Annotated in this window: 23 protein-coding genes; 12 read left to right on the forward strand and 11 right to left on the reverse strand. The window is 67.6% G+C overall.

What is annotated here, in order from left to right; all coding sequences use genetic code 11:
- Nucleotides 1-25 precede the first annotated feature (25 nt).
- From B7R24_RS01685 to B7R24_RS01695, 3 genes are all read left to right on the forward strand, one after another.
- Complete coding sequence (locus tag B7R24_RS01685; protein ID WP_253259206.1) at nt 26-799, forward strand: lysophospholipid acyltransferase family protein; 774 nt, start codon at nt 26-28, stop codon at nt 797-799.
- Nucleotides 796-2,466, forward strand: coding sequence for an FAD-binding oxidoreductase (locus B7R24_RS01690; RefSeq protein WP_116417218.1), 1,671 nt, complete (start codon nt 796-798; stop codon nt 2,464-2,466). Before B7R24_RS01685 ends, B7R24_RS01690 begins: the two co-directional genes overlap by 4 nt.
- A 482-nt stretch (nt 2,467-2,948) precedes the next feature.
- The gene (locus B7R24_RS01695) at nt 2,949-4,262 is read left to right on the forward strand and encodes a TolB family protein (protein ID WP_216364021.1); all 1,314 of its coding nucleotides are present in this window, start codon (nt 2,949-2,951) and stop codon (nt 4,260-4,262) included.
- 94 nt (nt 4,263-4,356) lie between these two features.
- Here B7R24_RS01695 and B7R24_RS01700 read toward each other — a convergent pair whose 3' ends face one another.
- Nucleotides 4,357-5,145: an endonuclease/exonuclease/phosphatase family protein gene (locus B7R24_RS01700; RefSeq protein ID WP_301182448.1), complete on the reverse strand. Its 789-nt coding sequence runs from the start codon at nt 5,143-5,145 to the stop codon at nt 4,357-4,359.
- A 230-nt stretch (nt 5,146-5,375) separates the two neighbouring features.
- Here B7R24_RS01700 and B7R24_RS01705 point away from each other — a divergent pair, with 230 nt between their 5' ends.
- From B7R24_RS01705 to B7R24_RS01720, 4 genes are all read left to right on the forward strand, one after another.
- Nucleotides 5,376-7,172 carry a TolB family protein gene (locus tag B7R24_RS01705; protein ID WP_116417220.1) on the forward strand — a complete coding sequence of 599 codons (1,797 nt, stop codon included), beginning with the start codon at nt 5,376-5,378 and terminating at the stop codon, nt 7,170-7,172.
- A 155-nt stretch (nt 7,173-7,327) separates the two neighbouring features.
- Nucleotides 7,328-7,915 (forward strand): MOSC domain-containing protein, encoded by a 588-nt coding sequence (locus B7R24_RS01710; protein ID WP_116417221.1) that lies wholly within the window; start codon nt 7,328-7,330, stop codon nt 7,913-7,915.
- Nucleotides 7,916-8,025: 110 nt separating this feature from the next.
- Nucleotides 8,026-9,000, forward strand: a complete 975-nt coding sequence (locus B7R24_RS01715) for an LLM class F420-dependent oxidoreductase (RefSeq protein ID WP_116417222.1) — start codon at nt 8,026-8,028, stop codon at nt 8,998-9,000.
- A 134-nt stretch (nt 9,001-9,134) separates the two neighbouring features.
- Entirely contained in the window at nt 9,135-9,887 is a 753-nt protein-coding gene (locus tag B7R24_RS01720) for a dienelactone hydrolase family protein (RefSeq protein WP_116417223.1), read from the forward strand.
- 79 nt (nt 9,888-9,966) lie between these two features.
- Here B7R24_RS01720 and B7R24_RS01725 read toward each other — a convergent pair whose 3' ends face one another.
- Together B7R24_RS01725 and B7R24_RS01730 are read right to left on the reverse strand one after the other, a co-directional pair.
- A complete protein-coding gene (locus B7R24_RS01725) occupies nt 9,967-10,755 on the reverse strand; it encodes a ferredoxin reductase (RefSeq protein ID WP_172582657.1) in 789 nt (262 codons plus the stop codon).
- Nucleotides 10,724-11,317, reverse strand: a complete 594-nt coding sequence (locus tag B7R24_RS01730) for a molybdopterin-dependent oxidoreductase (RefSeq protein WP_116417224.1) — start codon at nt 11,315-11,317, stop codon at nt 10,724-10,726. Before B7R24_RS01730 ends, B7R24_RS01725 begins: the two co-directional genes overlap by 32 nt.
- A gap of 96 nt (nt 11,318-11,413) precedes the next feature.
- Between B7R24_RS01730 and B7R24_RS01735 the strand changes: the two genes are divergently transcribed.
- On the forward strand, nt 11,414-12,505 hold the full coding sequence (locus B7R24_RS01735; protein WP_116417225.1) for a hypothetical protein: 1,092 nt from the start codon (nt 11,414-11,416) through the stop codon (nt 12,503-12,505).
- A gap of 13 nt (nt 12,506-12,518) precedes the next feature.
- On the opposite strand, the gene B7R24_RS01740 is transcribed toward B7R24_RS01735, so the two are convergent.
- The 5 genes from B7R24_RS01740 to upp all read right to left on the reverse strand — a co-directional run bounded on the left by B7R24_RS01740 (nt 12,519) and on the right by upp (nt 17,973).
- Nucleotides 12,519-13,919, reverse strand: coding sequence for a cryptochrome/photolyase family protein (locus B7R24_RS01740; protein ID WP_116417226.1), 1,401 nt, complete (start codon nt 13,917-13,919; stop codon nt 12,519-12,521).
- Nucleotides 13,919-14,422 (reverse strand): MarR family winged helix-turn-helix transcriptional regulator, encoded by a 504-nt coding sequence (locus B7R24_RS01745; RefSeq protein ID WP_116417227.1) that lies wholly within the window; start codon nt 14,420-14,422, stop codon nt 13,919-13,921. The genes B7R24_RS01740 and B7R24_RS01745 overlap by 1 nt, the downstream gene beginning before the upstream one ends.
- A gap of 278 nt (nt 14,423-14,700) precedes the next feature.
- Nucleotides 14,701-15,924: a formaldehyde dehydrogenase, glutathione-independent gene (gene fdhA / locus B7R24_RS01750; RefSeq protein WP_116417228.1), complete on the reverse strand. Its 1,224-nt coding sequence runs from the start codon at nt 15,922-15,924 to the stop codon at nt 14,701-14,703.
- A gap of 256 nt (nt 15,925-16,180) precedes the next feature.
- Nucleotides 16,181-16,966 (reverse strand): winged helix-turn-helix domain-containing protein, encoded by a 786-nt coding sequence (locus tag B7R24_RS01755; RefSeq protein ID WP_437123498.1) that lies wholly within the window; start codon nt 16,964-16,966, stop codon nt 16,181-16,183.
- Nucleotides 16,967-17,340: 374 nt separating this feature from the next.
- The gene (gene upp / locus B7R24_RS01760; protein WP_116417229.1) at nt 17,341-17,973 is read right to left on the reverse strand and encodes a uracil phosphoribosyltransferase; all 633 of its coding nucleotides are present in this window, start codon (nt 17,971-17,973) and stop codon (nt 17,341-17,343) included.
- A 59-nt stretch (nt 17,974-18,032) separates the two neighbouring features.
- Between upp and tadA the strand changes: the two genes are divergently transcribed.
- From tadA to B7R24_RS01780, 4 genes are all read left to right on the forward strand, one after another.
- Nucleotides 18,033-18,512 (forward strand): tRNA adenosine(34) deaminase TadA, encoded by a 480-nt coding sequence (gene tadA, locus B7R24_RS01765; RefSeq protein ID WP_216363584.1) that lies wholly within the window; start codon nt 18,033-18,035, stop codon nt 18,510-18,512.
- Between the two features lie 164 nt (nt 18,513-18,676).
- Nucleotides 18,677-20,212, forward strand: coding sequence for a hypothetical protein (locus B7R24_RS01770; RefSeq protein WP_116417231.1), 1,536 nt, complete (start codon nt 18,677-18,679; stop codon nt 20,210-20,212).
- A 53-nt stretch (nt 20,213-20,265) separates the two neighbouring features.
- Entirely contained in the window at nt 20,266-21,420 is a 1,155-nt protein-coding gene (locus B7R24_RS01775; RefSeq protein ID WP_172582658.1) for a DUF4397 domain-containing protein, read from the forward strand.
- 104 nt (nt 21,421-21,524) lie between these two features.
- Nucleotides 21,525-22,232, forward strand: a complete 708-nt coding sequence (locus B7R24_RS01780; protein WP_216363585.1) for a class F sortase — start codon at nt 21,525-21,527, stop codon at nt 22,230-22,232.
- On the opposite strand, the gene B7R24_RS01785 is transcribed toward B7R24_RS01780, so the two are convergent.
- The 3 genes from B7R24_RS01785 to B7R24_RS01795 form a co-directional block, all read right to left on the reverse strand.
- A complete protein-coding gene (locus B7R24_RS01785; RefSeq protein WP_116417234.1) occupies nt 22,216-23,178 on the reverse strand; it encodes a cation diffusion facilitator family transporter in 963 nt (320 codons plus the stop codon). The two genes, B7R24_RS01780 and B7R24_RS01785, sit on opposite strands and share 17 nt — an antisense overlap.
- 67 nt (nt 23,179-23,245) lie before the next feature.
- Entirely contained in the window at nt 23,246-23,917 is a 672-nt protein-coding gene (locus tag B7R24_RS01790) for a potassium channel family protein (RefSeq protein WP_116417235.1), read from the reverse strand.
- Nucleotides 23,910-25,319, reverse strand: coding sequence for a TrkH family potassium uptake protein (locus B7R24_RS01795; protein ID WP_116417236.1), 1,410 nt, complete (start codon nt 25,317-25,319; stop codon nt 23,910-23,912). The genes B7R24_RS01790 and B7R24_RS01795 overlap by 8 nt, the downstream gene beginning before the upstream one ends.
- Nucleotides 25,320-25,435: the final 116 nt, after the last annotated feature.

Consider the following 25,435-nt stretch of genomic DNA (forward strand, 5'->3'; position numbering starts at 1 on the left):
CAGGGAGTGTGGGTACGCTGGGCAGGTGGAATTCGGCAACAGATATACGTCGCGGGCCCAGGCAGGTGCACGCTTCGTCGCCCAGCGCCTGCTGCTGAAACCTGTCATCTGGTCGATGGTGAAGGTGCACATCACGGGCAGGCCCCTTCTCAAAGAGGTCAAGGGTCCGTTCATCGTCGTGGCGAACCATTCGAGCCACCTGGATGCCCCGCTCATTCTCGGCTCTCTGCCGAGCCGCCTCTCGCGCTACCTGGCAGCGGCCGCCGCCGCCGACTACTTCTTCGACGTGTGGTGGAGAAAGGGCCTGACGGCTCTGTTCTTCAATGCCTTCCCGGTCGACCGCAGCGCGAACGCCAAGTCGAACGGCTTCACCGGCAAGCTGCTCAAGGCCGGTGTTCCGCTCCTGGTCTTCCCCGAGGGCACCCGGTCGAAAGACGGCACGATCGCCCCGTTCAAGGCCGGTGCCGCAGCGCTGTGCATGAAGGCGAACATCCCGTGCATCCCGATGGCCCTCGTCGGCGCGACACAGGCGATGCCCCGCGGCCGCAACTGGCCCGTTCCCGGCCGACCGCCGGTGCGCGTCTCCTTCGGCGAGCCGCTCCGCGCGGCCGAGGGTGAGACCGTCATCGAGTTCAACGAACGCATCGAGAAGGTCGTGCGGGGGATGCATGCCGCCGAGTTGGCGCTGTACCTCACCGACACCGGCGCGAACATCCGCAACCACCCCACCATCGGCACCACCTCCGGCACTACCGCCACGGGCGACTCCGACGAACACCCCCGTGAAGGAGCCGCATGACCGACGTCAAGCACATGAAATGGTGGGGCTGGGGCGTCGAGGGTGTGGGTTTCCACCACGAAGACAAACCCGGTTTCGCACCATTCGTGGTCAATGCCGTCGGAATCGACGTCTGGCGCGAATCCGTGCCGCCCGTCGACTTCTCCGAGCTGAACGTTCCGGCCTCTCAGGCTCCGGATGAGTTGTTCGGGGCCCTCACGACGATCGTCGGCCCCGAGTATGCAACGAAAGACGACGAAGAGCGGGTCGTGCACACGTACGGCAAGAGCATCCGGGATCTGATCCGTGTTCGCGCGAGCGACTTCCCCCGCACGCCCGACGTCGTGGTCTACCCGGCCGACGAGAGCGCCGTTCAGCGCATCGTCGACCTGGCCGTGGCTTCTGACGCCGTCATCATCCCGTTCGGTGGCGGCAGCAACATCGTCGGTTCGCTCGAGCCCATGCCCGCCGAGACCCGGCCCGTCATCTCGCTCGACATGGGGCGGATGTCGCGGGTGCTCGACATCGACGAGTACTCCGGTCTCGCGGTCATCCAGGCCGGTGTGCTCGGGCCCGACATGGAAGAGCAGCTGCAGGCCCGCGGGTGGACCATGGGGCACCAGCCCGACAGCTTCACCCACTCGACCCTCGGCGGCTGGATCGCGACCCGCTCCTCGGGCATGCAGAGCGACAAGTACGGCGACATCGCCGAGATCACGAAGGGCCTGCGGGTCGTGCAGCCCGGCAAGCTGCTGGTCGTTCGGCCCATCCCGTCGTCGGCCACCGGGCCGAGCGTGCGGGAGGCCATCCTCGGCAGTGAGGGACGTCTCGGCGTCATCACCGAGGCGACCGTACAGGTGCACCGCCTGCCCGAGAAGCGCGAGATCATCGGCTACCTCTTCCGCGACTGGGAGTCGGGCCTCGCCGCCATGCACGACATCAACAAGAGCGATGCCACCCCCTCCATCACGAGGGTCTCGGATGCCCGGGAGACCGCGTTCTCCTTCTCCACGTCGAAGGCATCGCACGGCATCAGCGGCCAGGTGCAGAAGGCTCTCTTCGCTTTTCTGCAGAAGCGCGGCTGGAACCTCGACGAGGTCTGCCTCTCGTTCATCGGCTACGAGGGGTCGCCCGCGAACGTGTCCTACCAGAAGGGCATCGTCGGCGGCATCCTGAAGAAGCACGGCGCGATCACACTGGGCAAGGGCCCGGGCGCTCTGTACGACCAGAAGAAGTTCGACACCCCGTACCTGCGAGACTTCCTGCTCGACCGGGGCGCTGCCGCAGACGTGTCGGAGACGGCGGCACCGTGGTCGCGCCTCAAGCCGCTCTACGACAACGTCTTCGCGGCCGCGAACAAGGCCTACGCCTCGCTCGGTGAAAGCGGCTGGATCATGTGCCACCTCTCGCACTCGATGCACTCGGGAGCCTGCCTGTACTTCACGTTCGCGTTCACCCACGACGGGGTCGACCCGATCGCGCAGTACGACGTCGTGAAATCGGCCATCCAGCAGGCCTTCCTCGACTCGGGCGGAACGCTCTCACACCACCACAGCGTGGGTGTGGAGCACTCGCAGTGGACGGAAGAGGACATCTCCGTGGCCGGGGCCGACCTCATCCAGGGGATGTTCACGGCGGTCGACCCGGGCAAGCACCTCAACCCGGGAAAGATCCTGCGGCGCAACTGAGGCTGGGTTGATAGAAGGGGACGCCTTTGGGCGTCCCCTTCTTTTGTTGCCTCTCGGGTTCGGCCCTGCTTCATGCGATATGTCGTCGGCCAACATGGTGTGGGCTATAGTTACTGAGCAATACTCAGCCATACTATTTCTGCGAGGAACCCATGCCCCATTCGTCTCGAACCTCTCATCGACTCCTCCGGGCCATCACGGTAGTCGCCGTTGTCGGTGCGTTCGGCGCGGTAGGTATCTTCTCGCTCGAAACAGCCACCGCGGCTCTACCTGTTGCGGGTGAGACAGTGATGACGAGCGTCGACACCTCATCTCCGCCTGCAAGGGCCAACGCGGGTGCTGGGCAGAGTTCGCTCTCGTCGGATGGTCGCTATGTAGCCTTTTCGTCCGCGTCGAGCAACCTGGTCTCAGTCGGCAATCACGCAACAACACAGATCTACAAGCGCGATCTGCTCACCGGAGCCACGGAGTTGGTCAGCGTCGTGCCTGCCGGCGCAGATTCGGGTGACAAGCCGTCGACAGACCCGTCGATCTCAGCCGATGGGCGATTCGTGGCATTCACCTCGAGAGCAACCAACCTCACGCTTCCGGCCGACCTCACCAACTCCTTCTCGCAGGTTTACGTGAGGGACACGACAGGAGGGCTGACCAGAAAACTGAGCCTGACGCCGGGTCTGGTTCTCGGGGGCAACGAGAATTCCAATACGCCCTCGATCTCGGCTGACGGCTCCCTCGTGGCATTCCAATCCGGGGCCAACAACCTCGTCAACGGTCTGACCCCAACGACCTATCAGGTGTACCTGGCGAGCAATGCGGTCGACCCGATGGTCAGGCTGGTCAGCGCCCGAAACGGTACAGCCAGCGGGCTCCCGGACGGAGCGGCGGTACAGCCGTCGATTTCCGGTGATGGCGCGACGGTGGTGTTCGTGTCCGGCTCGAGCGATCTAGCCGGTGTCTCGGGCGCCGGAAACGGCCAAATCTACGCTCGAAGTCTGGCCACCGCTACGACCAGACTTCTGACGCTCGACCGATCGAATGCGTCTGTCGCCGGAGACAACGCGTCAGGTGAACCGGTTGTTTCGTTTGACGGCTCGCGAGTGGCCTATACCTCCAAAGCGAGCAACCTTGTTCCCCAGCCGCTCGGGTCCGCCACTCAGATCCTCCTGTTCGACCGAGCGACAGGGCAGAACTCACTCGTCAGTGCCGCACTCGTCAGCGGCAACGGCGCGAGTGGCGAATCGAAGCAACCATCGATTTCAGCCGACGGGCAGAAGGTCGTCTTTCCTTCCACACCGGGAAACCTGAGCAGCACTCCCGCCAATGGCTTCGAGCAGGTCTTCCTCCGTGATCTCGTCACGGCGACAACCAGGATGGTGAGTACCCTTCCTGGCCTGCCGATATCAGGATGCCTGGAGGACTGCTTCGATGCGTCGCTGTCTGCCGACGCGAGATTCGTTGCCTTCACGTCTAATTCACCAGGCCTCTCCGCCACTCCCGCGACCGGGGGCTTTCTCCAAACGTACGTTCGTTCTCTCGTTGCCGAGGAGCCGACGCCGACACCAAGCGCCACCGCGCCCATGCCGCCGACCGGGGGCACAGTCACACCCGTGGCGACACAGGAGGCGGTTGTGGCCGGTCAGGGCGGATCGGGCCCCACAAGGGGTCGGCTGGCATCTACCGGTGTCTCGCCGATGCAGATCCTGGCCGCAGGCCTGGGTGGTGCGATGTTGGCGCTTGTCGGGGGATCAGTTCTCTACGGCTCCGGGCACGTTCGTAGCCGGAGAAGCCGAGCCTAGGTAGCGGGCCACCCGTGTAGTTACACGCCCGTGCTTCATGCACAGGCGGGGATAGCCACGTGCATCCCCGCCTGTGTCGTCGTGCCGTCTGTGCTTACTCGACGCCGTCGAAGACCGGATTGTGCGGGTCGGTGTCGGCATCCTGGGTCTCGGCCGCCTCATGGCGGGCCGGGCGGTTCAGAACCTCGGCCGTGATGAGAATCGGGCGGTGGTCGGAGAGGCCCTTCGGCAGCGTCTCGACGAGCTGCACATCCATGCCCTTCGACGTCGCGAAGTCGAAGTGGTACGCGACCGACTTGGAGTAGTAGTAGGTGGGGCCGTCGCTGAGCGACAGGCTGTAACCCGACTTCTCGACCTCTTTGATGAGCTTGCTGCGCAACAGCGGGTAGTTGAAGTCGCCCGTCATCACCGTGGGCACGTCGTCGCCGGCGAGCTCGGTGAGGTGCAGGTGCGCCTGGGCGATCTGGCGACGCCGAAGAAGGTTCGTCGCAGAGAGAGGCGAGGCGTGGAAAGACGCGAGCTGAACATCCTGGCCCGACTGCAGGTCGACGAGGCGCGTTGTGAGCAGACGCTCGATGCCGGGGAGCAGAACGCGGTCGTGCATGGCCTTGTGCAGTGTGAAGGCGTGCGAGTCGAGAGCCGTGAAGCGGTCGGGCCGGTAGTAGATGGCCAGGCCGAGCTCGCTTTTGAAGGTCGCCGCAGCGAGCTGCAGGTCGCCGATCTCGGCGGGCATGCGAACACCGTCGCCCTCCTGCAGGCACAGTGCGTCGACGGGGTACTGCTCAACCATGTCGACCAGTTCGGCGACTGCCGCGTGGCGGCGCAGGTTGTAGCTCAAGATCTTCAGAACGAACCACCCAACTGTTGCACCCCTGTCTGTCACCAGTATTCTAACCAGCTTCGCTGAGGGGCTCGTGCGAGCACTCGGCTGCACGGCGGTACGTATTCGGAGGGGGCGGTCCCGTCGGTTTGGTGACGCCGGGTTGCGTCGGCGAGGGATCATCGCTATGGTTGCCGAGTATTACTCAGCTTCGGCTGAATGCGCGCTTTCCGACCCACCTACTCACCTCCCGTATTCACTCCGTCTGACCCTGACTCACCGCTGAGGAACCCATGCCCCACCTTGCTCTCCCCCGCCCCCGCTCGGCCGTCGCGCTCGGCGTCGCCGCTCTCGCGCTGGGCGCAGCGGGACTTCTCGCTTCCGGGTCGGCGTTCGCCGCACTGCCGGCGCCCGACACCACGGCGATGGTGAGTGTCACCCCACTCGTGCCGTCGACCGCGGGCAACAACATCTCTAATGAGGTAAGCGTCTCCGGTGACGGAAGGTTCGTGGCATTCACCTCCCTCGCCGATAACCTGGTGGGCATCGGAAGTCACGACAAGAGCCAGGTCTACAAGCGAGACCTGCTGACCGGAACCACAACTCTGGTTAGCGCCGCCCTCATCGGCGTTGATTCGGGGACCGATGACTCGACGGATCCATCGATCTCGGCCGACGGACGGTACGTATCGTTCACATCCATGGCCCTTAACCTTGGCCCCTCCGACGACCCACGAAACGTGCACAACCAGATCTTCGTTCGGGACACGCTTCTCGGTACGACGCGTGAGTTGAGTCTGATTCCTGGGGGGCTCACTGGCGGCGACGACGATTCCACGAGTTCCTCGATCTCCGCCGACGGTTCAAAGGTCGCCTTCCAGTCTGCGGCCACAGATCTTCTCGTGGGAGTCACCACGACCGACACGCAGGTCTACCTCGCTCCGAACGTGGCCGACCCCGTCATTCAGGCGGTGAGTCTCCGGGACGGCGCCTCGTTGCGTCTCCCTGACGACGATTCACTCCAGCCCGCGATCTCGGGAGACGGCAACACTGTCGCGTTCGTGTCTGCGGCCAGCAATCTGGCAGCTGTTCCCGGCAACGGTAGTACTCAGGTCTACACCCGCACCCTCTCGACGTCGACGACCAAGCTTCTGAGCTTCACCAGTACCGACAAGACGATGGCTGCGCACAACATCTCCGCTGGCCCCTCGGTTTCCTTCGACGGCAGTCGTGTCGCCTACCAGTCCAAGGCGGCTGACCTCATACCAGAGAGCGCGGGTATCGCCACCCAGGTCATTGTCTTCGACCGGAGTCTTGACGCCAACTCCCTCGTCAGCTTCAACCGGGCGAACACTGGTGCCGGCACCGGTATTTCGGGCCAGCCTTCAATCAGTGCTGACGGCAACGCCGTAGCCTTCGCGTCCCTCTCCGACCTCACCGCTGTTCCCGGCGGTGGACTGTCGCAGGTCTATCGGCGCGATCTCCGCACAAAGACCACGACCATCGTCAGCGTCCAGGCCGGCACCGCGCTCGCGGCAGGCACCCGGGATTCTCTGGCACCGGCCCTCTCCGGTGACGGAAACTTCGTCGGGTTCACCTCGAGCGCCCCCTCGCTGACGGACATCGCCACTCGTCCCATTCAGACGCAGACGTACCTGCGCGCGGCGGGTGCCGCTGCTCCGCCCACCGCACCGGCTACTCCGACGGCGACAACCACCCCGGCGCCGCCTGCGACGGGTACCCCGGGTACCGGTGGGAGCACGGGCTCTGGGCAGGGCGGCTCCGGGTCGGGCGGGTCCGGCTCGGGCGGCGCCGGTGGGTCCGGCAGCGGTCACCTCGCGTCCACAGGGATGAGCCAGGCACCGATCATGGCGGCCGGGGTGAGTGCGGCAGTGCTGGCGCTGGTCGGCGGGTCGATCCTGTTCGGTGCCCGAGCGGCCAGGCGTCGGAGGCTGGCGCTGGGTTCCGCAGGTGGCTCTGGCTCGGTAGGTGGCGCTGACGCGGCGGGTGTGGCCGAGTCGATCGGCGACTCCGGGCCCACGCCATCACCCCGCTCCACCGAGCACCCCACGACCGGGGCGGACGAATAGTCCGCTTCCCTCAGACCGAGGCGGACGAATCGTCCGCCTCGGTCTAGGCTCTCGCGGCCGTCGTCTACACCCCCCCTTGGATGGCGGCCGCGAGTGTTGGAACGCACCCTGACCCGCCAGAACGGTGGCGGGTCAGGGTGTTTTACGATTGTCCGATGGGCGATGCGGGTGACGAGCACGGGAGCGAGTTGGCCTACCGGTACGACGTCGCGATCGCCCACCTCCTGGCGTCACCGGTGCACCGGTACGAGGGGCGACCCACCGATGGCCCCCGGGGGTTGCCGGCGGGCACCGCGGCCGAGTCGCGCGAACGCATCGAGGTGCGGGCGCACCTGGGTGTGGTCGGTGACCGGCACTTCGGGCACGCGGCGCACCGCACCGCATCCGTCACGGTCATGGCACTGGAGTCGGTCGAGCACGTGCAGCGTGTACTCGGGCTCGAGGCCCCGCTTGATCCTTACGCGACGAGGCGCAACATCCTGATTCGCGGAATCGACGTCGACCTGCTGAAGAGGGCGCGATTCAGCCTCGATTCGGGGCAGGGGGCGGTCGGATTCCAGGGGCATCGTCCCGCGAACCCGTGTGCCTGGATGAACGTGACGCTCGCCGAGGGAGCCCACCAGGCGCTCCGCGGTCGGGGCGGGGTGCGGTGCGAGCCGCTCACGAGCGGAACCCTGGCCCTGGGCCCGGCAGTGCTCCGATCATCCATCCCCCTCGAACAGAACGGCGCCGTACTGTTCTGAGCTCCCGCCCGGGCGGATTGTACTCGCGGAGCGGGGCGGCGGTTCGGCGGGTTGACACTCCCGTCATGAGGGCGAAATGTGGACAGTACGACCACTACGCAGGAGGAATCATGACCCGCTTCGGATACACGCTGATGACCGAGCAGAGCGGCCCGAAGGAGCTGGTGAAGTACGCGGTCGACGCCGAGAACGCGGGGTTCGACTTCGAGGTCTCGAGCGACCACTACTCCCCGTGGCTGACGTCGCAGGGGCACGCCTCCTACGCCTGGACCATGCTCGGCGCCGTCGCACAGGCGACCTCGCGGGTTGAGCTCGCTACCTACGTGACGTGCCCGACTGTGCGTTATCACCCCGCGATCGTCGCCCAGAAAGCCGCGACTCTGCAGTTACTGTCCGATGGTCGCTTCATCCTGGGCCTCGGCGCGGGCGAGAACCTGAACGAGCACGTCGTCGGCGAGGGCTGGCCGATGGTGGATGCCCGGCAGGACATGCTCGAAGAAGCGGTTCAGATCATCCGCGAACTGCACAAGGGTGAGCTCGTGACGTGGGAGGGTGAGTACTTTCGTGTCGACTCCGCCCGCATCTGGGACCTGCCGGAGGGTGGCGTCCCGATCGGGCTGGCGGTCTCGGGACCGAAATCGATCGAGCGCTTCGCTCCTCTGGGCGATCACCTGATCTCGACCGAGCCCGAGGCCGACCTGATCACCGGCTGGAACGATGCCCGGGGCAGCGGGGCGCCGGCATCCCGCTCGATCGGCCAGATCCCGATCTGCTGGGGGCCTGACAAAGACGAGGCGATCGAGCTCGCGTACGACCAGTTCCGGTGGTTCGCCGGCGGGTGGTCGGTCAACGCCGATCTGCCCACGACCGCCGGGTTCGCCGGGGCCAGCCAGTTCGTGCGCCCGGAAGACGTGGCAGACAGCATCGCCTGCGGCCCTGACCTCGACGAGCTCGCCGAGAGCGTCAGGCCGTTCCTGGAGGCCGGCTACACCGATGTCGCGCTGGTGCAGGTCGGCGACCGCCGCCAGCAGGAGTTCCTCGACACGGTCGCCGAGCCCCTGCTCGAGAAGCTCCGCTCCCTCTAATACTTCAGGCACCGCAATTCAGGCGGTAGTGGCTGGTGACGCGGAATACACTGCGTCACCACGACGTACCTGAAATGAAGTGCAACGCGGTGGAGGCTGTGGGTGGTAGCGGGCAGCGCGGGTAGGCTCAGCCCATGACTGCACCGGATGCGCCCACCGTCAGCGACATCGACCTCACCGGCCAAGCGCTGCCCGGCATGAGCCCCGGGTTGCACGGGGTGCTCGCGGTTCCCGCAGGGGAGGGCCCGTGGCCGGCCGTCGTCATGGTGCACGAGGCGTTCGGCCTCACCGAGGTGATGCGGCGACAGGTCGAGCGGATGGCCGCCGCCGGCTTCCTCGTGCTGATGCCCGACCTCTTCGTCGACGGCGGCGCGCGCAAGTGCCTTCGAGCGACCTTCCAGGCCATCTCGACCGGACAGGGCCGCGCCTGGGTCGACGTCGAGGCAGCGAGGGCCGCCCTCGTCGCCCGCGCGGACTGCACCGGCCGGGTCGGCGTGCTCGGGTTCTGCATGGGCGGCGGTTTCGCGCTCGTCGCGGCCGCCGACCGGGGCTTCGACGCCGCTTCGGTGAACTACGGGCGCCTCCCGAGCGACATGGACACGGCGCTCGCTGGCGCCTGCCCGATCGTCGGCAGCTACGGCGGCCGAGACAACTCCCTCCGCGGCGCGGCGGCCAAGCTCGACGCGGAACTCGCCAAGCGCGACATCCCGCGCGACGTGAAGGAGTACCCCACCGCCGGCCACTCGTTCCTCAATGACGCCCCCACGGGTCCCGCGTGGATGCGCCCGGTCATGAAGGCCATCCTCGGCGCCGGGCCCGAACCCATTGCCGCGGCTGACGCCTGGGCGCGCATCGACGCCTTCTTCCACACCCATCTCGCGGCCTGACCCCCGCCCGTTTTGCGCAAAAGCACCCAAACCGCAGGAGTTGGGTGCTTTTGCGCAAAACGCAAGCGCGCGCGGGGGGTCAGGCGCCGCCGAAGCGCTCCGTGAAGATGCACTCGGCGGGGTGGCCGAGCGCGAGCAACCACTGCGAGACGCTCTCGACGAAGCTGTTGGGGCCGCAGAGGTAGGTGGTGGGCGAGGCTGAGGCGGGCAGGGCGAGCGTCGAGAGTTCCTCGAGCGTCAGTCGCCCGACAGAACGGTCCGCGCCGGCCGGCGCCGTTCGCGTGTACACGTAGTCGACCGTCACCGCCCCGCCCGATGCCGCCGCGATCCGTTGCAATTCCTCGGCGTAGAACGCGAACTGCGGCCCGCGCACCGAGTACAGCAGGCGCATTGGCGACGGATGCCCGGCAGCGGCATGGGTGCGCAGCATCGACATCAGCGGCACGACCCCCGACCCGCCGGCAATGAGTTGCACGGGTTCGGTCTGCGACGGCTGCCAGACGAAGTATCCGCCGACGGGACCGCGCACCTCGAGGTGGTCCCCGACCTCCAGCCCCCGCACCAGATACGGCGACACCTCCCCGTCGTCGAGCTCTTCGACCGACAGCTCGACATTGACCCCGGAGTCGGGCATCGCCGGCAGGTCGGGGGGCGGAGCATCCACCTCGCCCGACGCGATCGAGTACTCACGCGAGGCCGTGTACCCGTCGGGCGCCGTGACGCGCACGTCGACGTGCTGCCCCGCGAGGTGCCCGGGCCAGCCCGGGATGTCGAAGACCAGCGTGCGAGCCGTCGCGGTCTCGTCGTGAGCGGCGACGAGTCGGGCGGCCTGCCACTCAGGAATAGCGCTCCTCCTTCCACGGGTCACCGATGTCGTGGTACCCGTACTGCTCCCAGAAACCGAGCTCGTGGTGGTCCATCAGCGTGATGCGGTTGATCCACTTCGCGCTCTTCCAGAGGTAGAGGTGTGGAACCAGCAGCCGCGCGGGGCCGCCGTGCGCGGGGGCGAGGTCTTCGCCGTCGAACTGGAACGCGATCCAGGCCTTGCTGCCGACGAGGTCGGTCGTCTGCATGTTGGTCGTGTATCCGCCGTAGCTGGACGCCATCGCGAACTGCGCCGACGTGTCGACGCCCTCGAACAGATGGTCGAGCGAGACGCCCCGCCAGCCCATGCCGAACTGCGACCACCGGGTGACGCAGTGCAGGTCGACCGTGATGTCGTCGATCGGGTTCTGCATCAGCGTCGCCCAGTTCCACGCCTTCACCGAGCCGTCCTGAGCGCGGATCGACAGCGCCCAGTCGTCTTTCGTGACCTTCGGTGTGGGCCCTGCCGAGAGAACCGGGAAGTTGGTGACCTCGTACTGGCCCGGCGGCAGCAGCGGGTTGGCGTCTCGCCGCCGCCCGACGAAGCCCGGTGAGAATATGCCCATACGATAGCCCTTTCACGAAGGTGGTACTGACGGGATGGTGCCGGCGCGATCTAAAATCAATCTAGCGCCGCGAGGCGAGAAGTGGGGAGGCGTGGCGTGACGCTCTTCGACTTCGATTCGCTCGAGGGCGGGCAGGGTGCAGACGGACAGTGGATGCCGGAGGGCGATGCTCCGCCACCGCGAAGCCGGGCATCCGTCATTCTCCGGCGCATCGCGCTGATCGCCGTGATCGTCATCATCATCGGTGTGCCGACCGCCGCCGTGGGCTGGGGTTTTCTGCACCAGCGCATCGGCGACCAGCTCGCGGTGTGGCAGTACGACCCCAGCGCCGATGTCGCGGGCATGGCAGCGGACTCGGGTATGAACGACGAGGGCCGCTTCTACTTCTATGCCAGCTCGCCGACCGTCGAGAATGCAGCCGACTTTCAGACGGTCTGCGGCTCGTCGAGCGACGATTTCGTGCTCCTCGGCTGCTACACCGGGTCGAGCATCCACGTCTTCAATGTGTCGGATGCCCGGCTGAGCGGCATCCGCGGCGTGACGGCCGCACACGAGATGTTGCACGCGGTCTATGCGCGGCTCAGTGACTCCGACCGGGTCGAGATCGACCGCGAGCTCGAGGCGCAGTACGAAGCGGTGAAGGACGACCCCGGGCTGGCAGCCCGCATGGCCAGCTACGCGACGACCGAACCGGGCGAGCGCGACAATGAGTTGCATTCGATCTTCGGCACGGAGCTGGCGAGCCTCAGCCCGGAGCTCGAGGCGCACTACGCGAAGTACTTCGCCGACCGGTCGAAGGTGGTCGCGCTGAACACCTCGTTCGAGGCAGTCTTCGACCAGCTGCACTCGCAGGAGGATGCGCTGGCCGTTCAGCTGACAGCCGCGGGTGACGCGATCGAGCACGAGAGCGCGACCTACACGTCCGACAGCGACACGCTGGGTGCCGATGTCGCCGACTTCAACGGGAGGGCGGACTCGGGCGGCTTCGACACCCAGGAGCAGTTCGACCGCGAGAGGTCGGCACTCGAAGACCGGCAGGCCGAGTTGCAGACGCGGTACGACAGCATCCAAAAGGACATCGCCGGCTACGACGATCTGCGCCACCAGCTCGAGGCGCTCGACTCGCAGGCGTCCGAGCTCAACCGCAGCCTCGACAGCACCCTGCAGGCACCGCCCTCCGCGGGCTGAGGCCCGCCCGCCCCTACAGACCCTTGATCGTTTCGTACGCTGCGAGCGCGCGCTTGCGCGACTCACCCAGGTCGACGATCGGCTCGGGATAGGCGGGCGTTCCCACCTCGGGCACGTACTGGTTGATGTATTCGCCGTGCCCGTCGAACTTCTTCGCCTGCAACTCGGGGTTGAACACGCGGAAGTACGGTGCGGCATCCGCCCCGGAACCGGCGACCCACTGCCAGTTCATGGTGTTGGAGGCCGGGTCGGCGTCGACCAGTGTGTCCCAGAACCAGGCCTCGCCGAGCCGCCAGTCGAGCAGCAGGTTCTTGATGAGGAACGATGCCGTCACCATGCGGATGCGGTTGTGCATCACGCCCGTCTGCCACAGCTCGCGCATGCCGGCGTCGACGAGCGGGATGCCCGTCTGGCCCTGCTGCCAGCGACCCAGAACCTCGGGGTCGGGATCGTTCCACGGAAAGGAGTCGAAGGCCGGCTTCATGTTGTCGATGCCGAGCCTCGGCCAGTGGAACAGCAGGTGGTAGGCGAACTCGCGCCAGCCGACCTCACGGAGGAAGGAAGCGGCACCCTCCTTCGACGACGCGTCACGCACGCCGTGCCAGACCTGGAACGGGCTCAGCTCGCCCCAGCGGAGGCGTGCGGAGAGCCGGGAGGTGACATCCTGAGCCGGAAAGTCGCGCTGTTTCTGGTAGTCGCCCAGCCCATCTTTCTCGAACGAGATCATGTCGGCGTGCGCAGCCTTCTCCCCGGGGGTCCAGGTGTCGCGTATTCCCGCGGCCCAGTCGGGCCTCGTCGGCAGGAACTGCCAGTCGGCCAGGTCGTCGGACGCAAGCGAGGCCCCGTCGAACCCCGTGACGTCGTCAGCCGCGGGAGCGGGCAGCGGATGCCGCGGGGCAGGTGTCGACAGGCACGCCCGCCAGAACGGCGTGAAGACCCGGAACGGAGCGCCCTGGCCGGTCTGTACGGTCCACGGTTCGAACAGCAGGTTGGCCTGGAAACTCTTCGCCTCGACGCCGAGCTCTTTCAGTGAAGCTTTGATCGCGGTGTCGAGCTCGCGCTCGGCAAGGCCGTACCGGCGGTTCCAGTACACGGCGCCGGCCTCGCTCTCGCGCTGGAGGTCGGCCATGACGGTGGCCGCGGGGCCGGAACGGAGCGTCAGGGTGAGACCCCGGGCAGCCAACTCGCCCGCCAGGGCCTCGAGCGAGTGGTGCAACCACCACTTCGCCGCCCCACCGAGCGGCCGGATACCGGGAGAGTTCTCGCTGAAGACGTCGGTGTCTGTGTAGTCGGTCTGCTCGTCGAAGATGTAGACGCACGCGATGGGTTCGCCGCGCTCGACGGCGGCGTGGAGGGCCGGATGATCGGCCACCCTCAGGTCGTCGCGAAACCAGACGATGCTGGGCGACGTCATCAGGTGCCCGCCGTCTCGACCACGCAGTCGTCGGCAGCACCGCCGGTGCCGCCCGTCACGCCGAGGCGCAGCTTGTCGCAGAGTTCCTTCAACTGCGCGAGCTCGTCGTCGGAGAGCGCCTTCGTCATCTGGCCGGTGATCGAACGCCCGTGGGTGCGCGCGGCGGTGCGGTAGACGCTGTAGCCCTCGTCGGTGAGCGTGACGACGGTGCCGCGGCCGTCGGCCGGGTCGACGGACTTCTCGAGCATGCCGCGAGCGGTGAGTCTGTCGACCAGCCGCGAGACGCTCGGTTGGGTGAGCAGGGTGCGAACGTTCAGGTCGCGGATGCGCATGCGGCGGGAGGGCTGGGTGGAGAGGGTGTAGAGCACGTCGTACTCGGTGAGCGAGATGGTCTGCGACGGGAAGTCGGCCGAGAGCGTGCGGATCACCGTCACCTGGGCCCGGAACAGGGCCTCCCATGCAGCGATGGGCAACACCTTCGTCGCCGGTTGTGCGTCAGTCATGCCTGTCCTCTCCGTGTGAGTAACAGGTTAGTCGGCACCGCCGACACGGGCCCGGTGCGGGGCCGCTTAAACAGACAAGAGCCGGTCGTAGAGGCTAACGACCGGCTCTTTCCCTTGCACCAAGAGTGTCCTGCAATCACATTCCGCGCTTCGCTGCCACAGCAAACAACTAACGCTCTTGAACTATATAACGGTTGCGTAACGGAGCGCTAGTTACCAAAACGTTATTTTCCCAAGAGTTTGCCCAGAGGACACTTTCGGCGGTCAGGCCGGCCGGATCAGGCCGCGTCGAGGTATCCGTTCGGGTTCAGCACGTACTTCGTGGCCGCGCCGGCATCGAACTCGGCGTAACCCCGGGGGGCGTCGTCGAGGCTGATCGCCTTGGCGTTGACGTTCTTGGCGATGTGCACGCGATCGTGCAGGATCGCCTGCATCAGGCCGTGGTTGTACTTCATCACCGGGCACTGCCCTGTGGTGAACGACAGCGACTTCGCCCAGCCGGTACCGAGGCTGAGACTGAGGGAGCCCTTCTGGGCGGCCTCGTCGACTCCGCCCGGGTCGCCGGTGACGTAGAGCCCGGGAATGCCGAGGGCGCCGCCCGCCGCCGTCACGTCCATCAGTGAATTGAGTACCGTCGCCGGCGCTTCTGCAGCGTCGGCACCATGGCCCTGGCCGCGGGCTTCGAACCCCACGGCGTCGACGCCGCAGTCGACCTCGGGCACACCGAGGATCTGCTCGATCTGGTCGACGATGTCACCCTGGCTGAGATCGATCGTCTCGCATCCGAAGCTCCTGGCCTGCTCGAGACGCCCAGCATTCATGTCGCCGACGATGACAGCCGCCGCACCGAGAAGCAGAGCGGATGTCGCGGCCGCCAGTCCGACGGGACCGGCACCTGCGACATACACCGTCGAGCCGACGCCGACGCCCGCCGTCACGGCACCGTGGAAGCCCGTGGGAAAGATGTCGGAGAGCATGGTCAGGTCGAGGATCTTCTCCAGGGCCTGATCGCGGTCGGGGAACTTCAGCAGGTTCCAGTCGGCGTAGGGAACGAGCACGAACTCAGCCTGGCCACCGACCCATCCACCCATGTCGACGTAACCGTAGGCGCTGCCCGGGCGGTCGGGGTTGACGTTCAGGCAGATGCCGGTCTTGCGTTCCTTGCAGTTGCGACAGCGCCCGCAGGAGATGTTGAACGGCACCGAGACGATGTCGCCCACCTTGATGAACTCGACACCCGGCCCGACCTCGACGACCTCACCGGTGATTTCGTGGCCGAGCACCAGGTTCACTGGTGCGGTGGTGCGGCCCCGCACCATGTGCTGGTCGGAACCGCAGATGTTCGTTGCCACGGTTCGGATGATCGCGCCGTGCGGAACCTTGCGACCGACGTTCTCGGGGTTCACCCCCGGCCCGTCCTTCAGCTCGAACGTCGGATAGTCGATGTCGATGACTTCGACGACGCCCGGAGCCTTGTATGCCACTGCCCTGTTGTCTGCCACGTTGATCCTCCTTGATCGCCCGGCCCGGTTGGGGCCGGTGACTTCAGACTATGACCCGACCGATTTCGCGGCGAGAGGCTGGACAAACCCACAGCAGACCCATAACGGCACGGTGCAGCACAGAGGCGGCGGCGCACCCCACGCGGTCGGGGGAAAGCGGCGGCGTGTACGTCGCTTTCCCCGGCCCCCGGGCACTCCGTGCTGTGGCGCGACCTCTCCCGGCAGTGCGCCGCAGGGCGGCGGCGCACAAATCAACTCAGATGCGGTCGGGGGAGGGGGTGCTGCTCTGCTGCACCGAGACGTCGGCGTGGCGGTCGAAGCGGTACCCGACACCACGCACGGTGCGCACGATGTCCTCGTAGTCGCCGAGCTTCGCGCGCAGGCGTCGCACGTGCACGTCGATGGTGCGCTCGTTCGGGATGTCGTCGAGGTCTTCGTCGCCAGCACTCCAGAGCGAACTGATGAGCTCGTGGCGCTCGATAGTGCGGCCTTCGCGCAGCACGAGGTACTGCAGCAGCTCGAATTCCTTGTACGTCAGGTTGGCCGACTCGTTGTCGAGCAGCAGGCGCTTGCGCGAGAGGTCGATGACTACGCCGGCGCGCGCTCGGTCCTCGGATGTCGCGGCCTCGGGGTCTCCCGCCTGGCGGTGCTTCGCGAGGGCGGCCGGGTCTTGCAGGGCCAGGCGAACGACGTCGACATCACGACCACCGGAGCCGCGGGGAGCCAGGGCGACGGCGGCGTAGGTCTCGGAGCTCGGGGAGAGCCGGGCGACGAGCGCCCGGATCTCGGAGACGATCGAGCCGAGCGAGGTTCCGTCTGCCTCGGCCTTCTCCTCGTCGACGCCGACGTAAAGAACGAAGCCGCGCGCCTCTGTGCCGGCCGGAACGGCGCGGATGTGCGGGGCCGGGGCGGTCGAGGTCGACGCGGTCGTTGCCGGCTCGGTCGTTGCCGGCTCGGTCGATACCGGGGCGGCAACTGCCGACGCGATCGCGACGGGGCCGGTGGTGTACGAGGTGGTGCGGGGGGTGGTGAGGTGTGCGATGGACAAGGTCGTGATCCTTTGGATGATGATACTGCGCACCGCGGGCAGCCTCAGGGCTGGGAGGGCGGTGCAGTGAGTCGATGCGGCGTGAACCGGGGAACGGCATCCGGGGTGCGGGAGGCCGGGAGTTCGAGGGTGATCGCCCAATGCGAACGGGGGATCAGCGACCTGAACTCAGCGAGAGGGTGGTCTCGTCAGGCACACATTCGACAACGCATGGCGTCGCGGCCGGGCATCATCATGCCGGCGTTCCTCAGAGCCTCGAAGGAGGTTGGGGTGAGCGCGCTGTCATACATACCCCGAGTAAAGCCGATAATCGGCGTCCCTGTCAATTCTTTTGCGTCAATCCCCGGCATGCACAACGAGAAGCGCGGCTAAACCAGTCCGTAGAGGCGGTCGCCCGCGTCACCCAGGCCGGGCACGATGTAGCCGTTCTCGTTGAGTCGCTGGTCGAGCGCACCGAGTACCAGCGTGACCTCGCGGCCCGCCGTGCGCTTCTCCAGCGCCGCCACACCCTCGGGGGCGGCCAACAGGCAGATCGCGGTCACGTCGATCGCACCCCGGTCGAAGAGGAAGTCGATGGCGGCCCCGAGCGACCCGCCGGTGGCGAGCATCGGGTCGAGCACGAAGCACTGGCGGTCGGAGAGGTCGTCGGGCAGGCGCTCCGCGTAGGTGCTCGGCTCGAGGGTGTCTTCGTTGCGAACCACGCCGAGAAAGCCGACCTCGGCGGTCGGAACGAGTTTCACCATGCCCTCGAGCATGCCGAGCCCCGCTCGCAGGATGGGCACCACCAGAGGACGCGGTTCGCTCAACGCCACGCCGACCGTCGTGGTCACGGGCGTTTCGATGGTGACCTCGTTGACCCGCACCCCGCGGGTGGCCTCGTAGGCGAGCAGCGTCACGAGTTCCTCGGTGAGTGCTCGGAATGTGGCCGACGGAGTTGTCTTGTCGCGCAGCACGGTCAGTTTGTGCGTGATGAGCGGGTGGTCGGCAACGTGTACTCGCATAGGCTCAATCTACAGGTGCGCCCGCTGCGGGGCACTCGTCGAACGGAACGGAGGCCGGCATGCCAGGCCTCCCGCTGCCCGCCTCCGCACAACACGACGAATGGATGATCGAGGCTCTCGCCGAGGCGCGCGCCACCCGCGATTCGGGCGATGTACCCGTCGGGGCGATCGTGCTCGACGCCTCGGGGGTCGTGATCGGTCGCGGCCACAACGAGCGGGAGCTGCACCACGATCCCACCGCCCACGCCGAAGTCGTCGCGCTGCGGCAGGCCGCGGCGCGGACGGGTGACTGGCAGCTGCCGGGCAGTACCCTCGTCGTCACCCTCGAACCCTGCGTGATGTGTGCCGGCGCCATCCTGGCCGCACGGGTGCAGCGCGTCGTCTTCGGCGCATGGGATGACAAGGCCGGCGCCGCGGGATCGATCTACGACCTGTTGCGGGACCGACGCCTGAACCACCGTGTCGAGGTCTTTACCGGGGTGCGCTCTGAGGAGTGCGCGGAACTGCTGCGACAGTTCTTCCCGCGGCGCCGACCATAACCGACGGACCGCCGAATGGTAAGCCCGGCCCCCGATAAAAGCTGGGACTGGTGCATCCGCGGCCTCCGGGCTGACAATGGAGGTTCCTAGCAACACCGTCGTGCGCTTCTGTGCGCGGCCCCCGCGGTCGGCTCCGAATCCGCCCGCAGACAGTGAGTTTCACAATGAACTCGTTGACCGTTGTCGAGCGCGCTTCTGCAACGCCACACTCCGCTGAGGTGCCCGCCACGCCCGACTCGATCGTGCCAGCCGGCCGGCTGCACGCTGCCGCAGCCCTCGCCCGCCGTCACCGTTCGTCGATGCTGTGGTCGCTGCCTGTCTTCGTTCTGGGTCTCATCGTCACCCTCATCGTGTTCACCGACCGCACAGATCCGTCCACGTTCGGCGGGGCGGCGGTCGCCCTCGCCTGCACTCTGACAGCCGCCCCGCTCGTCTGGGTTCTCGCGCATCAGCTGCGCATGCCCCGCCCGCTGGCGGCGACCGCCCTGCTCCTCTTTCTTCTCTCCCCGCTCGGGCTCGTGGTGCACACCTCGCCCTCGGCCGACGCCGTGCCGTTCCTGCTGGCTGGCGCCGTGGTGACGATTTCGCGACGGTCCCGGTGGTTCCGGATGACCGTGGCCGCCCTTTCGGCATCCGTTCTCGTCGGTGCACTGGCCCTGTGCGCGGCCTTTCCGACCGGCGGGTCGGCGCCGACCGGAGCGTCTGGGTCTGCCTCGGCCGCGGGTGCCGCTCAGGGGCTGGCCCAGTGGTGGATGCTCGACCCCGCCCTGCTCGTGCTGGGCGCAGCGGCGTCGGTCGTCGCTCTCGCGGTGCAGGGACTGCGGCCGTTCGCGGTGCTGGCGCTGGGGCTGATCGGTGTGGGCCTGGTGGCTGGCGCCGTGCCGGGGGGTTCCGGGATGCTCGCCGGGGCCGTCGCTGTCTGGCTTCCTCTCGCAGTCATCCTCCTGGCCGGCGTGGTTCAGGTCGCCGTCGACAACGCGTTCGACGCCGACCCGGCGAGAGTCTGGATCGAGGTGCTCTCGGGCGCGTTCCTGGTAGCGATCGCGGGGGTGTTCATCTTCGCGGCACCTGCTCTCGCGTCGTCCTATCGCGGTCTTGCGCCGGGATCCGCCGCCGCGGGGGCTGCTCCGGCGGGTGCTGCGCCGACGGGTGCTGCGCCGACCGCCGTCGCGCCGACCGCCGTCGCGCCGACCGCCGCCGCGCCCAGCTCTGCCGCGCCGCTCGTGCAGCCCCAGCCGACGGGCGGGGCGTCGGGTGCCGAGACGGGCGCGGCCCGGGAGTCGGCGGCACGGGCATCCGTGGGCCTGGAACTGAGTGCGAACCCGGGTCTCACTCTGACGCCGAACGCGGCCGCAGAACTCACCGCGGGCTCCGTCGATGTGCGGTCGGTTCTGGCGCTGGGGCAGCTGCTCTCGTCGACCTCTCTGACGGTCGATGACTTCCCCGCCCTCGCCGACGGAGGCGGGCAACCGCGACGGCAGATCCTCATCACCCGGCTCGGCAACGATTCGGTCGGAGGCAACGGCGGCAGTGGCACGGCCACAGCCGATGACGCGGTGGTGCGAGCCGTCACCTCGTACTTCACGGGCCTTCCGGCTCCGCTGAACGGCGCCAGCGTCGTTCCGACTGCGACCGGTGCGCTCGTGATCTTTCCCTTCGGTGAGCCACAGAACCTTCTGCCAGCGGGAGTCACGCAATGACCCGACCGACCCCGGCCCGAACCTCGACGCGTTTTTCTGTGAAAGGACCTGCCATGACACTCTCCCCTCACTTCGACACCCCGCGCTGGGCGCGATGGGGCGCCCTCGCCACCCTCGCCGGCGCGGCAGCGGCACTCATCGTGGGAGGCGTCGGCGTCAGCGCTGCCTCGGCGGCCGAGACCTCGGCGGCGCCGTCGGCGCTCGTGGCCGGCGAGCAGACGGCGCCGTCGACCACGGGCTGGGTTCGGCTCGCGCACCTCTCACCCGACACCACGGCGGTGGATGTGCAGCTCTCCGCACTCGCGGGCGGCACCGTCGTGACCTCGCTGAAGGACATCGGTTACGGCGCGGTCTCGTCGTACATGGCGCTGCCGGCGGGTACTTACGTCGTGGCGATGGTGCCTTCCGGGGGCGCCTTCGCCTCGCCCGTCATCTCGGCGACGATCTCGGTCGTCGCCGGGGAGCCGCAGACTGTCGCCGCATACGGCAAGAACGCGAGCCTCGCCACAGCGGTCTTCCAAGACGATCTCGCGGCACCGGGCGCCGGGCAGTCGCGCGTGCGGGTGGTGCAGGCCTCCACGATCGTGCCGACGGTCAATGTCTCGACATCGACCGGTACGGCGATCGCGAGCAATGCCAAGGAGGGCACCGCAACGACCTATGCGAATGTGCCGGCAGGCCAGTGGAAGCTCTCGCTCACCAGTCCGACGGTCACCTCGAGCGCCGATGTGAACCTGGTGGCGGGTTCGGTGTCCACCCTGTTCGTGCTCGACGACGCCTCGGGCGGGCTGGCTCTGAAGGCGGTGCTCGATTCGTCGAGCGTGGGTGACCTGCCCACCGGCGGCATCCAGACCGGGGCGGGCGGAACCGCCACGCAGCACATCGGCACGACGGCGACCCCCACCGAGACCGCGGCCGATTCCACCACGTCTGCCTCCGACACCACACGCCGCGCAATCGACGAGGTGACCGGCTGGGCATTCCTGGCGGCCGGCCTGGTCGCGGTGCTGCTCATCCGCCGCCGCGACGCCCGCAGCAGCGCCCAGCAGGGCAGCGACGGCCGCAATGGACGCCCCGGCGGTGCGCACCCCGGCGGCGACGGATCGCCTGTCGCCTCCACTACCGCCGTTCCGCGCACTGGTGCCAGTTCCCCGCGGCACGCCGCACCTCCGCTCGAGCCGCGCGGCACCCTGACGCGCACCCGGTGACGCCCGCCCGGTTGGGCAGCGCACCGGCGGAGCGCCGCGCCCGAACCCGAACCCGAGCGGCGTTCCGCAGTCGCCCAGTCCGCAGTCGCCCAGTCGCCGGGCGAGTGTTCGGCGCTGCAGTGGCCGTCGCTGTCGCGGCGGCTGTCGTCACCGGATGCTCGGCCTCCCCGTCGCCCGAAACCGGTGCAGGCGGGGCCGGTCGAGGGGCGGCCGTCGCACCCTCCACGCTCGCACCCACCGAGCCCCGGGCATCCGGAGCCGCCACCGGAGCCGCCACCGACACGGCCGAAGGGGCGTCCCGCGGATCGGCCGGCGGCTACCAGAACCCCGATCTCGGCGGCACCGACAGCACCCCCGTCAGCGCCGCCACGCCCGTGAGGGTGCAGATTCCGGCCATCGGAGTGGACTCCGGCCTGGAGTCGCTCTCGCGGGACGCCGCCGGCTCGATCCTCCCGCCCGTCGACTTCGGCTCGGCGGGCTGGTACAGCCAGGGCGTCGTTCCGGGTCGCATCGGTCCGGCGGTCATCGCCGGGCACATCGACTCCTCTGTCGGCCCTGCGGTCTTCTTCCGGCTCTCGTCTCTCACGGCCGGCGACGTGATCACAGTCACGCTCTCCGACGGCACCGAGACGCGCTTCGCCGTCGACAGCTCGATCCAGGTCGCGAAGGCCGATTTTCCGACCGGGCAGGTCTACGGGCCCACTCCCACCGCCCAGCTGCGCCTCGTGACCTGTGGCGGGGTGTTCGACGACTCCTGGGGTCACTACCTCGACAACGTCGTCGTCTTCGCGAGCCTCAGTCCGACGCCTTGATCACGATCGCCTCGGTGGGCATCGCCGGTTCGGCCGGCGGCACGTACACGTCGGGCTCGAGGTAGATCACCCGCGCGATCGGCACCGCCTCGCGGATGCGCGCCTCGACCGCGTTGATCGTGTTCGCCACGTCGGCCAGCTTCGCCGACGCGGGCAGCGCGATCTTCGCCGCCACCAGCAGCTCCTCCGGCCCGAGGTAGAGCGTCTTCATGTGGATGATGCGCTCGACCCCCTCGTCGACCTCGATCGATGCCCTGATCGCCCGGGTGTCGACCTCGCTCGCACCTTCGCCGACCAGCAGGCTCTTCGTCTCGATCGCCAGCACGACGGCGACCAGGATGAGCAGCACGCCGATGCCGATTGTTCCGATGCCGTCGAACACGCCGTTGCCCGTGACAACCGCAAGCACGATACCGACGAATGCGAGCGCAAGCCCGGTGAGCGCGGCGACGTCTTCGAGCAGCACCACAGGCATCTCGGGCGCCTTCGCGCGACGCACGAACTGCACCCACGTCTGCTTTCCGCGGGTGTGGTTGCTCTCCTTCATCGCCGTGCGCAGCGAGAAGCCCTCCAGAACCATCGCCGCCAGGAGCACCACGATCGGTAGCCACGGGGTCTCGATGGGGTGCGGTTCGGCGACCTTCTCGATGCCTTCGTACAGCGAGAAGACGCCACCCACCGAGAACAGGATGATCGACACGACGAACGCGTACACGTACCGTTCGCGGCCGTAGCCGAACGGGTGATCGATGTCGGCGCTCTTTCGCGACTTGCGCCCGCCCAGCAGCAGCAGCAGCTGGTTGCCGGAGTCGGCGAGCGAGTGCACGCTCTCGGCGAGCATCGACGACGACCCCGAGAAGACGAACGCGATGAACTTGATCACCGCGATGCCGAGGTTGGCGCCGAGTGCCGCGAAGATCGCCCTGTTGCCGCCGCCTGTGCTCACGTGGTATCCCCGTCTGGTCGCGTCGCCCCGACCGGTGGCGCCTCGCTCAAGCTTAAGCTGCTCGCCCTCAGCGCGGCAGCCGGGCGAACGCGTCGATGTCGGGCGCCGTGCCCGACACGACGATGAAGTCGCCTTCACCCACCACTGTGTCGGAGCCGGCGTAGACGAACGGAGCACCGTGCGATTTCACCCCGACGATGGTGATGCCGAAGCGGCTCCGCAGTGTGAGGCCGGCCAGCGGAGCATCACGAGCCACCACCGGCGGCCGGAGCTTCGCCAGCGACAGCTCGTCGTCGAACTCGATGAAGTCGAGCACCTGGCCCGAGACGAGGTGGGCGATGCGGTCGCCCGACTCGGCCTCGGGGTAGAGCACGTGGTTGGCTCCGATGCGCTCGAGGATCTTGCCGTGCGAGCGTGACATCGCCTTGGCCCAGATCTGGGTGACACCGAGGTCGACGAGATTGGCGGTGATCAGCACGCTGCCCTCGACCGAGGAGCCGACGGCCATGATCGCGGTGTCGAAGTCCTGCCCACCGATCTGCCGCAGGGCATCGAGGTCGGTGGCGTCGGCCTGCACCACGTGGGTCACGCGGGTCGCCCACTTCTGCACCAGCGTCGCATCGGTGTCGATGACGAGCACCTCCCGCCCGAGCTGCTCGAGCTTGTCGGCCGCCGCAGCACCGAACCGGCCCAGCCCGATCACGAGCACGGGTGCTCCGGTCGACCTGTCTTTAGCCAACGATCGGCCTCTCCTCGGGGTTCTGGAACAGCTGGCGACGCTGGCGGAGGGCCAGCGCGGCAGCGAACGTCACTGTACCAATCCGGCCCATGAACATCGTGGCCGCCATGACGTAGACGCCGACATCCGGCAGCTCGGCCGTGAGTCCGGTCGACAGGCCTGAAGTGCCGAACGCCGACACCACGTCGAAGAGCACGAGATCGAGAGGGGCCTTCGAGATCTGCAGGATGACGATGGCCGAGATCACGATGGTGCTCGCCCCCCACAGCACCACGCTCACCGCGAGCCGCAGGATGTCGACCGGGATGCGCCGACGGAAGGCCTGCACCTGGTCGTTGCCGCGGGCCTCGGCGAAAGCCGCGAGAAAGAGGATGGCGAGCGTCGTCACCTTGATGCCACCGGCGGTGGAAGCCGAACCCCCACCGATGAACATCAGCATGTCGGTCACGAGCATGCTCGACCCGTTCAGCTGGTCGATGGGGATGGTGGAGAACCCGCCCGACCGGGTCATGGTCGAGAGGAAGAGGGACTGGAAGCCCTTCTCGAAGCCGTTCATCGGCCCGAAGGTGGCCGGGTTCGCGAACTCCAGCGCGAAGAACAGGACGGCTCCGGCGGCGAGCAGAATGACCGAGGTCACGAGGGTGAGCTTGACGTGAAGCGACCACTGGTTGCGGCCGGGCGTTCGGAGCGCCCGCGAGAACGCATGGATCACGGGAAAGCCGATGCTGCCGAGGAACACTCCCACCATCAGGATGGTCAGGAAGTAGTAGTCCGAGGCGTAGGGTGCCAGACCCTCGGCGTTGGGCGTGAACCCCGTGTTGGTGAACGCCATCGCCGAGTAGTACAGGCTCTGCAGGGCGGCGCTGCCGGGCGGGATGCCGCCGATGAGCATCCGGGGGAACAGCAGGGCGGCGAGCCCGAGCTCGATCACCAGCGCGCTGACCGCCACCGTGGCGAGCAGCCCGCCCACCTCACCGAGCCGCACCGCCTGGCTCGCACCGGCGACGCCGGAGTGTGTGCGTGACGGATCCGCCTCGCCCGCCGCGAGCAGCCGGGAGCGAAGGCCCAACCGCCTGGACACGACGAGCCCGAGAATGGAGGCCAGGGTCAGCACCCCGAGAGCACCGATCTGCACCCCGGTGTAGATGATGAGCTCGCCGAAGAACGACCAGTGTGTCGCCATGTCGACGGTCGAGAGCCCAGTCACGCAGATCACGCTGACGGCGGTGAAGAGGGAGTCGGCGAGTCCGGTGGGGCGCCCGGTCGCGCTGGCGAACGGCAACGAGAGCAGGAAGGTGAACAGAACGATGAGAACGACGAAGACGAGTACGGCGAACCGCGATGGCGACCGGCCCGAGAAGTCCTCGACCGCGTCGCGGAAGCGCCGGGTGCTGGTGCGCATTCCATAGCGGGGTTGCCTGATCGGAGTGCCCTGGCTCACGCACACCTCCGACTCGCTCAGGGGCGCGAGCGGTGACGAACCCGGCGCCCGCGGGGAGCACCAGCTTGACACCCGTT

It is taken from the genome of Subtercola boreus (genome assembly GCF_003399645.1).
Lineage (GTDB): Bacteria > Actinomycetota > Actinomycetes > Actinomycetales > Microbacteriaceae > Subtercola > Subtercola boreus_A.

Coding starts and splice junctions, on each gene's coding strand:
- B7R24_RS01690 (WP_116417218.1), top strand. CDS start 796: ATGACCGACGTCAAGCACATGAAATGGTGGGGCTGGGGCGTCGAGGGT.
- B7R24_RS01705 (WP_116417220.1), top strand. CDS start 5,376: ATGCCCCACCTTGCTCTCCCCCGCCCCCGCTCGGCCGTCGCGCTCGGC.
- B7R24_RS01710 (WP_116417221.1), top strand. CDS start 7,328: ATGGGCGATGCGGGTGACGAGCACGGGAGCGAGTTGGCCTACCGGTAC.
- B7R24_RS01715 (WP_116417222.1), top strand. CDS start 8,026: ATGACCCGCTTCGGATACACGCTGATGACCGAGCAGAGCGGCCCGAAG.
- B7R24_RS01720 (WP_116417223.1), top strand. CDS start 9,135: ATGACTGCACCGGATGCGCCCACCGTCAGCGACATCGACCTCACCGGC.
- B7R24_RS01730 (WP_116417224.1), bottom strand. CDS start 11,317: ATGGGCATATTCTCACCGGGCTTCGTCGGGCGGCGGCGAGACGCCAAC.
- B7R24_RS01740 (WP_116417226.1), bottom strand. CDS start 13,919: ATGACGTCGCCCAGCATCGTCTGGTTTCGCGACGACCTGAGGGTGGCC.
- B7R24_RS01745 (WP_116417227.1), bottom strand. CDS start 14,422: ATGACTGACGCACAACCGGCGACGAAGGTGTTGCCCATCGCTGCATGG.
- upp (WP_116417229.1), bottom strand. CDS start 17,973: ATGCGAGTACACGTTGCCGACCACCCGCTCATCACGCACAAACTGACC.
- tadA (WP_216363584.1), top strand. CDS start 18,033: ATGCCAGGCCTCCCGCTGCCCGCCTCCGCACAACACGACGAATGGATG.
- B7R24_RS01770 (WP_116417231.1), top strand. CDS start 18,677: ATGAACTCGTTGACCGTTGTCGAGCGCGCTTCTGCAACGCCACACTCC.
- B7R24_RS01775 (WP_172582658.1), top strand. CDS start 20,266: ATGACACTCTCCCCTCACTTCGACACCCCGCGCTGGGCGCGATGGGGC.
- B7R24_RS01795 (WP_116417236.1), bottom strand. CDS start 25,319: ATGCGCACCAGCACCCGGCGCTTCCGCGACGCGGTCGAGGACTTCTCG.